Origin of the sequence: Actinotignum sp. UMB0459, assembly GCF_051905915.1 — a bacterium.
Classification (GTDB): Bacteria; Actinomycetota; Actinomycetes; order Actinomycetales; family Actinomycetaceae; genus Actinotignum; species Actinotignum sanguinis.
The window spans coordinates 58,284-72,450 of sequence record NZ_JBQAIK010000019.1 but is presented as its reverse complement, the minus strand read 5'-3'; the positions used below and the strand labels follow the sequence as shown (position 1 = coordinate 72,450).

11 protein-coding genes are annotated in these 14,167 nt (G+C 65.4%); 1 reads left to right on the top strand and 10 read right to left on the bottom strand.

From position 1 onward, the window contains the following. Positions 1-82 precede the first annotated feature (82 nt). From ACTFPK_RS07855 to ACTFPK_RS07835, 5 genes are all read right to left on the bottom strand, one after another. Positions 83-349 (bottom strand): ACT domain-containing protein, encoded by a 267-nt coding sequence (locus ACTFPK_RS07855; protein WP_039898278.1) that lies wholly within the window; start codon positions 347-349, stop codon positions 83-85. A 138-nt stretch (positions 350-487) separates the two neighbouring features. Next, complete coding sequence (locus ACTFPK_RS07850; RefSeq protein WP_274733430.1) at positions 488-1,303, bottom strand: DsbA family protein; 816 nt, start codon at positions 1,301-1,303, stop codon at positions 488-490. Positions 1,304-1,428: 125 nt separating this feature from the next. After that, complete coding sequence (ilvC, locus tag ACTFPK_RS07845; protein ID WP_016442336.1) at positions 1,429-2,457, bottom strand: ketol-acid reductoisomerase; 1,029 nt, start codon at positions 2,455-2,457, stop codon at positions 1,429-1,431. Positions 2,458-2,601: 144 nt separating this feature from the next. After that, positions 2,602-3,165, bottom strand: coding sequence for an acetolactate synthase small subunit (gene ilvN / locus ACTFPK_RS07840; RefSeq protein ID WP_016442335.1), 564 nt, complete (start codon positions 3,163-3,165; stop codon positions 2,602-2,604). A 46-nt stretch (positions 3,166-3,211) separates the two neighbouring features. Next, positions 3,212-5,014 carry an acetolactate synthase large subunit gene (locus tag ACTFPK_RS07835; RefSeq protein WP_196800252.1) on the bottom strand — a complete coding sequence of 601 codons (1,803 nt, stop codon included), beginning with the start codon at positions 5,012-5,014 and terminating at the stop codon, positions 3,212-3,214. 324 nt (positions 5,015-5,338) lie between these two features. Between ACTFPK_RS07835 and ACTFPK_RS07830 the strand changes: the two genes are divergently transcribed. Further along, complete coding sequence (locus tag ACTFPK_RS07830; protein WP_274735104.1) at positions 5,339-6,640, top strand: threonine/serine ThrE exporter family protein; 1,302 nt, start codon at positions 5,339-5,341, stop codon at positions 6,638-6,640. A 44-nt stretch (positions 6,641-6,684) separates the two neighbouring features. Here ACTFPK_RS07830 and ilvD read toward each other — a convergent pair whose 3' ends face one another. From ilvD to ACTFPK_RS07805, 5 genes are all read right to left on the bottom strand, one after another. After that, positions 6,685-8,529: a dihydroxy-acid dehydratase gene (gene ilvD, locus ACTFPK_RS07825; protein WP_274735103.1), complete on the bottom strand. Its 1,845-nt coding sequence runs from the start codon at positions 8,527-8,529 to the stop codon at positions 6,685-6,687. An 88-nt stretch (positions 8,530-8,617) separates the two neighbouring features. Beyond that, a complete protein-coding gene (locus ACTFPK_RS07820; protein ID WP_274778566.1) occupies positions 8,618-9,520 on the bottom strand; it encodes an ABC transporter ATP-binding protein in 903 nt (300 codons plus the stop codon). Continuing rightward, complete coding sequence (locus ACTFPK_RS07815; protein ID WP_274735100.1) at positions 9,513-10,634, bottom strand: FecCD family ABC transporter permease; 1,122 nt, start codon at positions 10,632-10,634, stop codon at positions 9,513-9,515. Before ACTFPK_RS07815 ends, ACTFPK_RS07820 begins: the two co-directional genes overlap by 8 nt. Positions 10,635-10,667: 33 nt before the next feature. After that, the gene (locus tag ACTFPK_RS07810) at positions 10,668-12,407 is read right to left on the bottom strand and encodes an amino acid ABC transporter ATP-binding/permease protein (RefSeq protein ID WP_274735099.1); all 1,740 of its coding nucleotides are present in this window, start codon (positions 12,405-12,407) and stop codon (positions 10,668-10,670) included. Beyond that, the gene (locus tag ACTFPK_RS07805) at positions 12,391-14,142 is read right to left on the bottom strand and encodes an ATP-binding cassette domain-containing protein (RefSeq protein WP_274735098.1); all 1,752 of its coding nucleotides are present in this window, start codon (positions 14,140-14,142) and stop codon (positions 12,391-12,393) included. The genes ACTFPK_RS07810 and ACTFPK_RS07805 overlap by 17 nt, the downstream gene beginning before the upstream one ends. Positions 14,143-14,167 lie beyond the last annotated feature (25 nt).

Genomic DNA, 14,167 nt, shown 5'->3' with positions numbered 1-14,167 from the left:
TCCGTTCCAGTGCATATCGCTGTGCCTGTTCCGGTGCGCCGGCCAGTTTTACGTACCGGGCCAGCCTATCCACCAGACCGGGCTAGACGCGATGCATGGCGCGAAAAATGGAATCCGCCTGCACGTGGATTTCCAGCGCTTCCGCGCCGCCCAGTTCCGCCATGGCCTGCTGCACCTGGGTAATGGAGCTACCCTCCGGAAGCGCAACTTCGAGGATCATAGTGAAGTACTCATCCATGAGGGTTTGGGTGACGTTGATAATATTCACCCCGAGGCGAGCAAGTTCAGCGGAAACGGCCGCGATAATCCCGGTGCGATCCACCCCGGTCACAGTCATAATGGCTTTCATGGCCTCTATTGTGCCACGCCCCTGCGACAGTTTTTTCACGCTCCGTGCCCCGCGAGCTACAACCGGTCACCCCTGCGGGCCGCAACCAGTCGCTGCCACGCGCCACAACCGGCCACCGCCACTCGCTACCGCCACCACCTACTTCAAGGGCGCGAGGAACTGGTCCAGGTTGCCGTTATTCGGATCGCTCACCAGCTTCTCGTCAATAACAACGGCGGGAATGTACTTCATGCCGTCGGCGAGGAATTGCTCGCGTAGTTGCTTGAGGAGGGGAAGGTACTCATCCGCGGCCAGCGTGGCACGCAGGCTCTCCAGCTGCGCGGCGTCAAGACCCACCCGAGTGGCGAATTGTTCAATCAAGGCCGGGTCGGGCTGCTGGCGTTCGGCGCGGTCCGCGTGTTTCACCACCGGGATGGAGCCTTCTTTGTAGAGCAGCTCGTGGAAATCAAGGTATTTATCCGGGGCGTTGACCGCGAACCACACTTCGGCCTGCTCCCCCTTGACACTGTAGGGCGATTCCTCGAAGCGCATATTCGGGTGGTAGACCAGCGTGATTTTCCCGTCCTTGGCCATCTGGATGAGTTCCTCACCGTGGTCGCGCACCAGGTCATTGCACCAGGGGCACCAGTAATCGGAATACACCCGCACCACCGGTTTGCCTTCGTTGACGCTGCCGGCCACGCCGTCAGCCCCGATAGAAATGCCACCCCACTGATCGAGGGGCGCCGGGATTTTCTCCGTCACCACATTGGCTCCGCGCTGGATGGGTACCAGATGGGCGGGTTCTTGAGTAGCACTCGGAGTCGCGCTGGCGGAGGGCCCGCTGGGCGCCGTCGTGCTATCTGTGGTAGCGGCCACGGTAGGTTTCACCCCCGGTGCATCCGATGTATCGGTGCAGGCGGCGAGGCCGAAAACCAGCACCCCGAGGAAAGCGAAAGCGGAACGACGACGCATATGCAGCCTTTCTCACAGTAGAACTCAGCTCATACAAACCGGCCCACCCGCGGTACCTTGCCGCGAGCGGGCCGGCTAACTGGCGCTTATCCTAGCCGCCCCACCTGGGAACGGCAATGCTGCGCTTAGCGGGCGGTCTGTCCGTCCGTGTAATCGGCGTCCACATCGGTATTCCACGCGAACATGGAACGCACCTCGCGCCCGGTGGCCTCGAGCGGGTGGCTTTCGTGCTCGGCGCGCAGCTTCTTGAATTCAGGGGCACCGGCATCCTGGTCGTCAATGAAGCGCTTGGCGAAGGAACCGTTCTGGATATCAGCCAGCACTTCCTTCATATGCTCCTTGACATCCGGGGTGATAACGCGCGGGCCGGACACATAGTCGCCGTATTCGGCCGTATCCGAGCAGGACCAGCGCTGCTTGGTCAGCCCGCCTTCGTTAATGAGGTCAACGATGAGCTTGAGTTCGTGACATACCTCAAAGTAGGCCATCTCCGGCTGGTATCCGGCTTCCACCAGCGTTTCGAAACCGTAGGTGATGAGCTGGGAAACCCCGCCGCACAGCACGGTCTGCTCGCCGAAGAGGTCCGTTTCGGTCTCTTCCTTGAAGGTGGTCTTAATGGCGCCGGCGCGGGTGCCGCCAATCGCGGCGGCGTAGGACAGGGCCACGTCCCAGGCCTGCCCGGAGGCATCCTGTTCCACGCACACGAGCACCGGCACTCCGCGCCCGTCTTCGTACTGGCGGCGCACCGTGTGCCCCGGGCCCTTGGGAGCCACCATGCACACATCGTGGCCGGCAGCGGGCTTGATATATCCGTAGTGAATATTGAAACCGTGGGCGAAGAACACCGCGGCGTCGGCCTTGAGATTCGGCTCGATTTCCGCGGCCCACAGCCCACGCTGGGTCTGATCCGGCACCAGAATCATGACGACGTCAGCGTCCTTGGTGGCATCGGCCACGGAACGCACCGTCAGGCCCTGTTCCTGCGCTTTCGCCACGGAACTCGAGCCTTCGCGCAGGCCCACCACCACGTCCACGCCGGAGTCGCGCAGGTTGAGCGCGTGCGCGTGCCCCTGCGAACCGTAGCCAATAATGGCAACCTTCTTCGATTGGATGAGGGACAGATCGGCATCGGCATCATGGAAGATTTCTGCCATGGTTTTCTCCTTTTGTTGGTCGGGGCCAGGCCCCGCGGTTGCGGTTTTTCGGTTTCGGTTTCGTTGCGGTAGTGCGGCGCCGCGCACGCTGTAGGCGCGCCGTATATACGACGACGCCGCTATCTTGGCCGCGCGCCACTGCGGCTAGATGCGCCCGCGGGCGAGCGCCTCCGGGAAGTCCCCCGGGTCTCCCGCCATATCGGCGGTGACCCGTTCGGAAAGCGAATGCGCTCCGCGCCCGAGCGCCACGGTTCCCGACTGCACAATTTCCCGGATCCCGTAGGGCTCCAGGGCGGTGAGCAGGGCTCCGATCTTGCGGTCGGATCCGGTGGCTTCAATGGTCACGGCATCCGGCACCATATCGACCACGTGGGCGCGGAAAAGATCCACGACCTGCACCACGTGGGAACGGGTCGTATCATCAGCGCCAACTTTAATGAGGACGAGGCGGCGCAGCACCGCTTCCTCACTGTCTAATTCCACGATTTTGATGACATTGACCAACTTATTGAGCTGTTTGGCCACCTGCTCGAGGGGTTGTACCGCGGCGTCGACCACCACGGTGATCCGCGAGAGCGCCGGGTTTTCCGTTTCTCCCACGGCGAGCGAATGAATATTGAACGCGCGGCGGGCGAAGAGCCCGGCCACCCGCGTGAGCACTCCGGGTTTATTCTCCACCAGTACGGAGAGCGTGTGGCGCTGCGGCATTGTTATCCTTCCTTTCGTGGCGGCTCGAGCGGCGACAGTGCGCTACTCACGCGAAGTTCTCATCCACTTCGGGGCGCAGCCCCTTGGCGTACATAATCTCATCATTGGATACCCCGGCGGCGACCATCGGCCACACCTCCGCATCCGGGGAGGTAATGAAGTCGATAACGACGGGCCGATCATTGATCTCCATAGCGCGCTGGATGGCAGTGTCGACGTCGTCCTTCTTCTCCACGCGCCAGGCCGCGCAATCATAGGCTTCGGCAAGTTTGACGAAATCGGGGATACGGCGGGTGTTGTTCCCAGTTTCCAGATCGGTGAAAGAATAGCGCCCGTCGTAGAAAAGGGTCTGCCACTGGCGCACCATCCCCAGCGAGGAGTTATTAATAACGGCCACTTTGATATTGATGTTATTGAGGCGGCAGGTGGCCAGTTCCTGATTGGTCATCTGGAAGGAGCCGTCGCCGTCAATCACCCACACGGTGCGCTCGGGCTGACCCACTTTCGCGCCCATACCGGCCGGGATCCCGTAGCCCATGGTGCCCGCGCCCCCGGAGGAAAGCCAGCGGTGCGGGTGCTCGAAATGGAGGAATTGCGAGGCCCACATTTGGTGCTGCCCCACCCCGGTCACCCAGATGGTGTCCTCACTGCCCGCCACGGCGCCCAGACGCTCGATCACATACTGAGGGGAAACAAGGCCGTCCTCCGTGGGGGTGTAGCCGGCCGGATAGGTATCCCGCAGGCGGTTGAGGTACCCCCACCACGGTTCCAGATTCGCTTCCCCGTACTGTTCGCGAGCCGCGCGCACCGCCTCGAGGAGGGCGGGAACGGACTGCGCCAAATCACCGATAATGGCCACGTCCGCGGTGCGGTTCTTGGAGACTTCCGCCGGGTCAATATCGAGGTGGATAACTTTTGCCCGCGGCGCGAAACCGTCAAGCGCCCCGGTAACGCGATCATCGAAACGCGCCCCGAGCGCCACGATGAGATCGCTGCGCTGGAGGGCGCCCACCGCGGGAACAGTACCGTGCATGCCCGGCATCCCCAGGTTGTGGGGGTGGGAATCGGGTACGGTGCCGCGAGCCGGCAGGGTGGTGACCACCGGGGCACCGGTGAGATCGCTCAGTTCGGTGACCTCGCGGGAGACCCGGGCGCGCACGGCCCCGCCTCCCACGTAGAGCACGGGGCGGCTCGCGGTGGCGATAAGTTGGGCCGCCTCGCGGACGGCAGCGGGATCCGGTTCGCCGGCCGGGCGGTATCCGGGTAGGTCCAGGCGCGGGGGCCACACAAATTCTGTTTCTTGGTTCTGGGCGGATTTCGCGATATCCACGAGGACGGGGCCGGGGCGCCCGCTCGCCGCGAGGTAAAAAGCTTCTGCCAGGCGGGCCGGAATATCAGCGGCGTCGGTCACGAGGAAAGAATGCTTGACCATGGGCATGGTGGCACCCACGATATCGGCTTCCTGGAAAGCGTCGGTTCCGATGGCCGCGGCCCCCACCTGCCCGGTGATCGCCACCAGCGGGACGGAATCCATATTGGCATCCAGCAGCGGGGTGACGAGGTTCGTTGCCCCCGGCCCGGAGGTGGCCATCACAACACCCACGCGCCCGGTTGCCAGCGCATAGCCTTCGGCCGCGTGGCCCCCACCCTGTTCGTGGCGCACCAGGATATGGCGCGGCGAATCGCTATCGTACATCGGGTCATAGGTGGGCAAAATAGCTCCGCCGGGCAGCCCGAAGACGACATCCACACCGAGTTCCGCTAGGGTGCGGACAATGGCGCGGGCGCCGTCCATTTTTTCGCGGATCTCACCGGGCTGGTCCCGGTGAGACGCGGCCGACGCGCCCATCGCGGATGCATTCATCTCGGATGCGGCCATGGTTCCTCCTTCAACCTGATTCACCTGGTTCTTCGGGCCTGTTCTCCTGGAGTGCCGAGCGGGGTGGCTAGCTGTGGTGGTTAGCGCATAAAAAATCCCCTCACGTGAGGGGAGCGCGCAACCGGTGGTGCGCGCTACCTCACTACGATAATAAGAAGAATCTGAGCCATGCCTTTCAGACTACCGGAGCGCGGTCCGCGAACGCTAAAAAGATCAATCTGTCTCACATCGTGGATTTCGGTTTCATTGTTCGGACAGTTTTCCGGAGTTTTTCGGGAAGCGTACCCTGGACGCGTGACGTTTTCACACCGGCCCCCTGCGCCGCAGCAACCCAGCCATCTGCGCTATGCCGCGCGGGCGGTACTGCGCGCCGGATTGCTACTCCTGGCGAGCGGTGCCTCCGCCTACCGGGTCAAACACTCGATGGAACGCACCGCACACGCCCTGGGAATCCGCACGACCCACGCCGCGGTATCCTTCACCGAAATCACGCTCACCTGCTACGGCTACGGGGATGTGTGCACTCTCACCGGGGAACAGCGCGCCCTCGGGGTAAACGCCGCCCGTATCGACGCGCTTATTACGGCCATTGATGCCCTCCCGGACGGCTCGACTCCCGCGCGGGTCACAAGCACCCTCGACGATGCAATAGCGCGGGCCCGCACCTACCCGGCCTGGTTACTCGCCCTGGTATCCGGGCTTGCCTGCGCCTGTTTCTGTTTCCTCAACCGAGGCGGGGTGGTGGAATGCTCCGCGGTTTTCTTCGCGGCGAGCGCGGGGCAGGCGGCGCGCGGCTGGTTAGCTCGCCGCCTCGTGAACCACTTCGGGATTTGGTTCCTGGTAGGAGCGCTAGCTGCGGTGCTGTATCTCGCCACGGTGGGGGTGGCTGAAGCCGCGTGGCATATCGCGGTGGTGCACGAGGCCGGGGTGGTTTCCGCCCTCCTCTTCCTCATTCCCGGTTTCCCGCTCGTCACCGCGATGCTCGATACTATTCGCGCCGATTTCTCCGCCGGCCTGACCCGCGGGGCCTACGTCACCATGCTGATGCTGGCCGCCGGGATGGCGGTGTGGGTCGTCACCGTCCTCTTCGATACCGATATCGCCCCGCACGCCGCTTACGTCATCCCCGAACCGTGGCTTGCGCTGGCGCGCGCCGCCGCAACCTTCGTGGCCTCCTACGGTTTCGCTATGCTCTTCACGGCAGAACAGGGTGCCGCGCTGCTGGCCGGAGCTATCGGCGCACTTGTCAATGCCGCCCGCATGAGCGCCCAGGACGCCGGCTTCTATAACGTGGCCGCGGTGTTCCTCGCGGCCCTGGGCGCCGGGATCCTCGCCCATCTCCTCACCCGCCGCACCCGATTTTCCCGGGTCTCGCTCAGCGTCCCAGCCGTCGTCGTCATGATTCCCGGGGTGGTATTTTTCCGCGGCCTGCACGCCATTAATGCCGGGCAGATCGCCCAGGCAGCCGGCGCACTCACCAATGTGGTTCTTGTTATTTGCGCGGTGGGCGCCGGGGTGGCAGCCGCCCGCATGATCACCGACCGGCACTGGCTCATGGAGCCACCCCACGAGCTCAGCCCGGCCTTCGACAACTAGCCGGTAGCACGCCGGCGCTAGGGTGAGCGCGGCCCCGTGGTGCTTTAGTCGACCCGGCCGTCCACCACCCGCACCGCCCCGCGATCCGCCGAGGTGGTCATCATCGCGTAGGCACGTAGCGCCTTGGAGACTTTCCGGTCGCGATTCTCCGGGTGCCACGGCAGGTCACCCATCTGGGCGCGCCGCTCGGCCAGTTCTTCTTCGGAAACATCCATGGCGAGCAAGCGGGTGGGAACGTCGATAATAATGTGATCCCCTTCGCGCAGCAGCGCAATATTGCCACCCGCGGCGGCCTCCGGGGAGACGTGCCCGATGGACAGACCCGACGTCCCCCCGGAAAAACGCCCGTCGGTAATCAGACCGCACACCTTTCCGAGGCCCAGGCCCTTGAGGTAGGAGGTGGGATAGAGCATTTCTTGCATCCCCGGCCCGCCCTTGGGACCCTCGTAGCGGATCACCACGATATCGCCCGGTTCCACCGCCTTGGACAAAATAAGTTCGACGGCGGCCTCCTGGGAATCAACCACTCGGGCCCTCCCCTCGAAGTGGAAGAGTTCCTCGCTGATGCCGGCCGTCTTGATCACCGCGCCGTCCTCCGCGAGGTTCCCGCGCAGCACGCACAGTCCACCATCCTTCGTATAGGCGTGATCGGCGCTGCGGATACACCCGTGTTCTCCGTCCAGATCCGGGCTTTCCCAGGTGGAATCCTGCGAAAATGCGCGGGTGGTGCGCACGTTGCCCGGCGCGGCGCTGAAAAGATCACGAGCTTGTTCCGAAGGTGCCACCCCGCGAATATCCCAGGTTTCCAGCCAGGATTTCAGATCATCGGAATGCACCGAATGCACCGAATCATCGAGCATGCCCGCGCGGTACATTTCCCCGAGCAGCGCCGGGATCCCACCGGCCCGGTGGAAGTCCTGAATATGGAATTCGGTGGAGTTCGGGGCAAGTTTGACCATGCAGGGCACTCGCCGCGACAGCGCATCAATATCCGCCAGCGTGAAATCCACATGCCCTTCCTGGGCGATGGCCAAAATATGGAGCACGGTATTGGTGGAGCCCCCCATGGCCACGTCCATGGACATCGCATTGGTGAACGCCGCCTTCGTCATAATATTGCGCGGCAGCACGCTGGCATCGTCGTCGTGATAATAACGTTTCGTGAGCGCGACGATGCGCTTCCCCGCCTCTTCGAAAAGCCGGCGGCGGCGGGTGGCGGTGGCGAGGGTCGAGCCGTTACCGGGCAGGGACATGCCCAGCGCTTCGGTTAGGCAATTCATGGAATTCGCGGTGAACATTCCCGAGCAGGAACCGCAGGTGGGGCAGGCGTTTTCCTCCACGCGCGCGAGCTCGTCGTCCGTGATGGAATCGTCCACGGCCAGGGCCATCGCGTCGATGAGGTCAATATTATGGTCGACGACGCCTTCCACCGGCTTACCCGCCTCCATGGGACCACCGGACACAAAAATAGTGGGAATATTCAGGCGCATGGCGGCGATGAGCATCCCGGGCGTGATTTTATCGCAATTGGAAATACACACGAGGGCATCCACGGTGTGCGCATTGCACATATATTCGATGGAGTCGGCGATTATTTCGCGGCTGGGCAGCGAGTAGAGCATGCCGTCGTGGCCCATGGCGATACCGTCGTCTACCGCGATGGTATTAAATTCGCGCGCCACGCCGCCGTTAGCCTGAATAACATCGGCCACGATTTTCCCGACGTTACGCAGGTGGACATGCCCGGGAACGAATTGGGTGAAGGAATTAGCGATGGCAATAATCGGCTTTCCGAAATCTTCCGAACCCATCCCGGTAGCGCGCCAGAGCGCCCGCGCCCCGGCCATATTCCGGCCTGTTGTTGACGTTGCCGATCGCAGCTGCGCCATAGTTCCCCTTCGTATCGTGTGTTGTGGTGGCGGGCGGTGCCGCCGTCGTCCTTAGTCTAGCTGTGTCCACGTAGTGAGAATTGCTTTCTCACTTTACGGACGTGGTTGCGGTGGTGGGAACGACGACGATAGTCCCATCGCCCAGCGTCTCCACTCGGATCGGCCAGTCGTAGACCCGGGTCAGCAGCTCCGAGGTGAGCACCTGGCGCGGGGTGCCGGCCGCCTCCACCCGGCCGTGGCGCAGCAGCACCACGTCATCGCAGAGCGCGCCGGCCAGTTGAATATCGTGCAGCACCGCGACGACGGTATGCCCGCCGGCCGCCAGGCGCCTGCACAGCTCGAGGAGGCGCTGCTGGTGGGAAATATCCAGGGCCGCGGTCGGTTCATCCAGGAGCACCACCCCGGCACGCTGGGCAAGAACCCGCGCGAAGGTGACGCGGGCCTGCTCGCCGCCCGAAAGGCGGGTGACATCGCGATCCTGGAGGTGGGTGACATCGGCGGCGTGCAGGGCGGCGTCGATAATGGCGGCGTCCGCTGATCGCCCGGCACCGGCTGCACTCCCAGCACCGGCGCCCCGCCCGGCACCGGCTGCACTCCCAGCGCCGGCGCCCTGCCCGGCACCGGCGCCCCGCCCCGCCCCGTTCCCGGATCCGAGACCCATGGCCACCAGGTCACGCACCAGATAGGCGAAGGGGAAGGTGGAGTTTTGCGGCATAACGGCGCGCATGTGCGCCAGCTCCCGCCAAGAAAGGGAGGAAACGGAGGTGCCGCCGATGCGCACCTGCCCGGACGTGGGTGCTTGGTCACCGGCGAGCAGCGAGAGCAGCGTGGATTTTCCGGTGCCATTGGGGCCGAGTACCCCGAGGACCCGCCCGGGCTGGGCAGTGATGCTGACGTCGTGGAGAACCCGGTGGCTACCGTAGGCGAAGCTGAGGTGTTCGGCCACGAGTGCCCCGGCCGGCCCCCCCGCCGCGGAGAAGAGATCAACCACGGGCACCTCGCAGGTTCTTGCGCAGCAGGATGAAGAAGGTGGGGCCGCCCACCAGCGCCGTGAAGATCCCGATGGGGAGTTCCGCGAAAGGCACGAGGGTGCGGGCCGCAAGATCGGCGTAGGTGAGAAGTACCGCCCCGCCCAGCAGCGCAGCCGGAATAAGCATGCGGTTCATTGGGCCCATGAGGAGTCGCAGCACATGCGGAACAATAAGGCCCACGAAGCCGATCACTCCGGCGAAGCACACGGCGGCGGCGGTAAGGATGGCGGTGAGGACGATGGCGGCGGCCCGCAAGGCCGCGACGTTCACACCCACGTGCCCCGCTTCGCGCTCCCCCAAGCTGAGCAGATCGAGGCGGCCGGCCAGCGCGAGGGCACCGAGGATGCCGACGCCGACCACCGCACCCACCACGGCGACCTGGAACCAGGAGGCCCCCGCCAACGAGCCCATCTGCCAGAACACGATTTGTTCGCGGGCGTTGGTATCGGCAAGGTAGGTGGCGATGGAGGTGAGGGCGGAGGCCACCGCGGTCACCGCGATACCGGTGAGCACCAGGGTGAGAGTTTCAGCCCGCCCCTGCGAGCGCGCCAGCAGGTAGACGGTGGCGGAGGTGACGAGCCCGGCGGCGAAGGCCCCCAGCGGTACCGACAACCCGCCCAGGGCCCCGGGAACAAAGACCATGGTGAGGGCGGCCCCGAAAGCGCATCCGGAAGAAACCCCGATAATTCCCGGTTCCGCCAGCGGGTTGGAGAAGACCGCCTGCATGACGGCGCCGGCCACCGCGAGCGCCCCGCCCACCAGGATCCCTAAGCAGATACGGGGGAAGCGAATATTCCAGAGCGCCGCCATGATGAGGGGATCGTCGGGAGGTGCGGTCAGCCCGAAGCGGGCGGCGATACCGCGCGCCACGTCCCCCACGGTCACGGGGAATTGGCCCAGGTGCGCGGAGATAAGCATTCCCAGTGCAAGGAGCACGGTGAGGATGAGGAAGGTCCAGACGCGCCGGCGGCGGCGGGCGGCGATGCCGGCGGGTACCGGAGGCACGGCTGGCGCGGCGGGCACCGCGGAGAGCGCGGTGGCCGCGTGCCGCTGGTTGCCGCGCTGTCCACTCATTCTGTCTATCTTGCCTTAATGTTGCACGGAGCGCTAATGGCGCGGCGTCCGGACTTCGGTGATGTCGGCGGGTGGGCCGGTCAGCACCAGGCGCCCGCCCGAAAGCACGGCCACAGTATCCGCTTCGCGCACCGCATCGAGGCGGTGGCTCACTTCAATAATGGTTGTATCGGGGAGGGCGGCGCGCAGATTGGCCCGAATCCCGGCTTCGAGTTCGCTATTGAGGGCGGCGGCGAATTCATCGAGGATGAGGACGGCCGGACGCATGAGCACCGCGCGGGCCAGGCACAGCCGCTGCACCTGCCCTCCCGAAAGCGCGTATCCGGTGGGTCGGCCGTGCGAGGTACCGCCTCCCACCCGGGTGGCTAAGCCCTCCGGCATGGCTCGCACATCGCCCTCCAGCCCGGCCACGGTCAGGGCGCGCCACAGTTCAGTTTCGCTAGCGCCGGGAACTCCCAGGCGCAGGTTATCGGCAATAGTCCCGGCCACGATCTGGCTCTTTTGGGAGACCCCCACCACGCAGGCGTGCAGCGAGGCAACGTTGAGATCCGTGGTGGCAATCCCCCCGATGCGCACCGTCCCGGACGTCGGGTCATCGTAGCGTTCCAGCAGGTGCACAAGCGTGGATTTCCCCGAGCCGGAACGCCCGGCCAGCACGGTGTGAGAGCCGGCCGGAATACGCAAGCTCACCCCGCGCAGCACCTCGCGTTCACGCTCCGGATAGGTGTAGTGGACAGCGTCGAATTCTACCGACAGGCCACGTTCGGGCATGAGGATACCGGGGCCGTCCGGGCACGGCTGGGGTGCGTGCGCGAGGGCATAAATGCGCCGGGCGGCCGCGAGCGAAGCGTCGAGGGACGACGCCGCATCTTCGAGAGCTTGGGGGCCTTCCCATACCCGCAGGGCCGCCACCGCGCCGGCCGCCGCGAGCGGCAGGGAGATAGTCGGGTCGTTGAGGCTCGCCGCGATAATCCACGCCGCGCTCAGCCCGGCGGCAAGAATATTGGCCCCGCGGCGCAGCCCGGCCACCCAGGCGGGGAAAGATCCGCTGGTGGCGACTTTCGCGCCGAGGGCAGCTGTTTCTTCCATACGGTCGGCAGTGCGCCCGAAGACGAGTACATCTTCGAGGCCGTATAGCGAATCGGTCACATGCGCGGCCAGATCGGCGCGGGCGGCGAGTTGCGCCGTCGTCGCATCAATGGCACGCCGGGTACCCGCGTACGGGATAACAGCGAGTGCGAGCACCGCGGCCACCGCCGGCAGTACCATCGCGCTCCACCCGAGCACCGCGCCGCCCACCACCAGCGCGGCCGGGGTGAGCACGTAGGCGCAGACCACCGGAGCCACCGTGTGCGCGTAAACCACTTCGATACGGTCAATATCGCGGGTGAGGGAGGCGACCATATCCCCCGAACGCGAGCGGGTCATAATCCCGGGGGCCTTGGGCCACAGGCTGGCAAAAACGCGAGTGCGCAGCAGCTCGAGGGCCCGGAAAGCCACGTAGTGCCCGGTGAATTGCTCGAGGTAGCGCAGGCCAGCTTTGAGGAGCGCGAGGAGAGCCACGAGCCAGAGGAAGCCCGCTCCCCCGCCGCTGCTCACGGCCGCCACCATTCCGTAGGTCGCCACCGCGAAAAGCCCGATATCAGCCACCTGCCCGGCGGCCCGGCACAGGGTGGAGAGCGCGAGCGGGCCGTGGACGGGGCGGGTCAGGGAAAGCAGCCAGGGCACAACGGTGCGCAGCCCCGGCGCTGCGTTATTATTCGGCGCGGACATCGCTGACCTCCTCGAGAATTACGGCGCGGACCCGCACCACCCGGTCCGCCAGGGCCGCTAGCGCGGGACGGTGCGTGACCATGACGAGCGTGTACTCGGGCCCGAGCGCTGCCAGCGCCGCGCAGATCCGGTCCTCGGATTCCATATCGACCTGGGCGGTGGGTTCGTCAAGGAGCAGCAGGGTGCGCCCGGCCAAAAACGCCCGCGCTAGAGAAATGCGCTGGGCCTGCCCACCGGAAATCAGCGCGGAATCCTCCCCGAGATACGTATCGATTCCTGCTGGCATCCGCGCCACGTCTTCAGCCACCTGGGCGCGTTCAAGAGCGTCCCACATCTGCTGCGCGGTGGCGTCCGGGCGCGCCAGACGCAGGTTATCGGCAATGGTTCCGGTAAACATCCACGTTGTTTGAGCGACGACGGCGCTGCGCGCGCGCACCTGCGCCAGGTCACCACTGCCGGCATCCACGCGGACCCCGGCTACCTGCACGCTCCCGGCCTGCGGACGTAAGGCGCCGCGCAGCAGGGCGAGGAGGGTGGATTTCCCGGCTCCGCTCACGCCCACAATCGCGAGGCGTTCCCCGCGCTCCACGCGCAGGTTTGCCGAGGTCAGCACCTCTTCGCGCCCGTAATTCACCGCCGCGTTAGTCACGGTGATGAGCGGAGCTTCACCGGCGGGCCGGGCTGCGCTGCCACTCGGAAGCGCACCGTCATTCGCGAGGGTGCGGGGAGCCGCAGCTGCGCCGTCGTTCCCACCACGCGGAGCGATGGAAAGGTAACGGGTGATGGCTTTTTGGGCGGCACGCCCGCCCATACCGATGTAGAAGAATCCCGCCACCTGCGAGAGCGGTTCGAGGAGCACCACCGCGAGCAGAGCCACGGCGAGCGCCTGCCACGGCGCGAGGTGCGCCGCGCGGGCGGTGGTGAGCCCGGCGGTGAGGCAGATGAGGAGGAGGCCGACCAGGCCGTCCATAACGATAATGACGATTTGGTTACCGGCCAGCATCCGCATAATGGCGCGGCGGTTGGTTTCCCCACGGCGAGCCAGGTCCGCTTCGATGCGTTCCCCGGCGTTAAAGAGGCGAATGGTGGTCATATTGCGGATGGCATCGAGGTAGCTATCCACGAGGGTGTCACGCGCGCGGCGTGATTCGCTGGAGGCGCGGCGGAAGAAACGGAAGAAGAGTCCGATGCCCGCCGGGATGAGCGGGAGGGCCGCCATGACGCCGAATCCGATGACCGGGTCGATGGCCACGCCGATAAAGGCAAGGGTGAGGAATGGGGCGAGCAACGCGCCGATGGTGGTACCCACATAGCCCTGCCGGTAGTTGGTGATTCGTTCGACGCTATCGGTGAGGAGCGGGAGGAGCCGCCCGGCCGTATAGGGCGTCGGGGTGCCGGTGCGGGCCAGCGTGAAGGTTCGTTCCAGAAGCAGACCGCGCAGCCGGCGTTCTTCTGCGCGAGCTGCGCCGGTGCTGCCCACGCGTTCAGCAGTGGCGCAGACACCGGCACACGCGAAGAAACCGGCCGCGAGCCAGGGGTGGCCGGTGGCGGGCAGCGCCGCTGTACCAGCAGGTGCACCGGCGGCCTGCGCGCTGGCGTGGGCCACCGTCACGTAACCGGCAATAATCGCCGCAATGGTGGCCAGGCGCAGGAAGGCCGCGATGAGTGCGGCGCGGCGCCCGGGTGCGGAAATCGGGTCCGCCCCGCGCGAGCTGGGGCGCTGGGCCACGGTCATCCTCTCACTATCCTTTCGTGCTGTG

Bases quoted from the DNA above. Each gene is read 5' to 3' on its own strand.
- ACTFPK_RS07855 (WP_039898278.1), bottom strand. From the start codon at position 349: ATGAAAGCCATTATGACTGTGACCGGGGTGGATCGCACCGGGATTATC.
- ACTFPK_RS07850 (WP_274733430.1), bottom strand. From the start codon at position 1,303: ATGCGTCGTCGTTCCGCTTTCGCTTTCCTCGGGGTGCTGGTTTTCGGC.
- ilvC (WP_016442336.1), bottom strand. From the start codon at position 2,457: ATGGCAGAAATCTTCCATGATGCCGATGCCGATCTGTCCCTCATCCAA.
- ilvN (WP_016442335.1), bottom strand. From the start codon at position 3,165: ATGCCGCAGCGCCACACGCTCTCCGTACTGGTGGAGAATAAACCCGGA.
- ACTFPK_RS07835 (WP_196800252.1), bottom strand. From the start codon at position 5,014: ATGGGCGCGTCGGCCGCGTCTCACCGGGACCAGCCCGGTGAGATCCGC.
- ilvD (WP_274735103.1), bottom strand. From the start codon at position 8,529: ATGGCGCAGCTGCGATCGGCAACGTCAACAACAGGCCGGAATATGGCC.
- ACTFPK_RS07815 (WP_274735100.1), bottom strand. From the start codon at position 10,634: ATGAGTGGACAGCGCGGCAACCAGCGGCACGCGGCCACCGCGCTCTCC.
- ACTFPK_RS07810 (WP_274735099.1), bottom strand. From the start codon at position 12,407: ATGTCCGCGCCGAATAATAACGCAGCGCCGGGGCTGCGCACCGTTGTG.
- ACTFPK_RS07805 (WP_274735098.1), bottom strand. From the start codon at position 14,142: ATGACCGTGGCCCAGCGCCCCAGCTCGCGCGGGGCGGACCCGATTTCC.